The 554-nt window shown below is 75.3% G+C and carries 1 protein-coding gene; it reads left to right on the top strand.

Going from position 1 to position 554, the window contains the following annotated elements; translation table 11 throughout:
- A partial coding sequence (locus CCN42_RS40920) for a PP2C family protein-serine/threonine phosphatase (protein WP_143662282.1) occupies positions 1-536 on the top strand: 536 nt, incomplete at its 5' end.
- Positions 537-554: the final 18 nt, after the last annotated feature.

Raw genomic sequence — 554 nt, 5'->3', positions numbered from 1 at the left:
GCGCCGCCGCGCACCGGCAGGCCGATCTGCCCTCCCTGGTCGCCTACCTGGAGGGGACCGTCTCGTCCGATCTGGACGACCCCGGAGCGGTCGCGTCCCGCACCGATGCGCCCAAGGAGGCCTTCATCACCGCGGCCGTCCTCGACGTCCCCGACACCGCGCCGGTCCTGCACCTCATCAACTGCGGCCATCCGCCGCCCCTGCTGCTGCGCGAAGGGCGGGTCAGCGCGCTCGAGGTGCGCGAACCGGCGCCGCCCCTGGGACTCACCGCGTTCACCGGCTCCGCCTTCACGGCGCAGGCCTTCCCCTTCCGGCCCGGTGACACGCTCCTGCTGTACACCGACGGCGTCATCGAGGCACGCGACGGCACCGGAACCTTCTACCCCCTCGCCCAGCGCCTGGCCGCGCTCCCGCCCAGTGGGCCCCAGCGCCTGCTGCACCGCCTGGGCGAGGACCTCCTCGCCCACACCCTCACCGGCCGGCTCGGCGACGACGCCGCCATGGTGGCGATCCAGCGCGAGGACCGGGTCCGGTGAGCCCGTGCGGCCCCGGCG

Source organism: Streptomyces glaucescens (assembly GCF_002154375.1).
Taxonomy (GTDB): domain Bacteria; phylum Actinomycetota; class Actinomycetes; order Streptomycetales; family Streptomycetaceae; genus Streptomyces; species Streptomyces glaucescens.
Note: the sequence above shows the minus strand (reverse complement) of the source record. Positions and strands in the feature narration are given on the sequence as shown.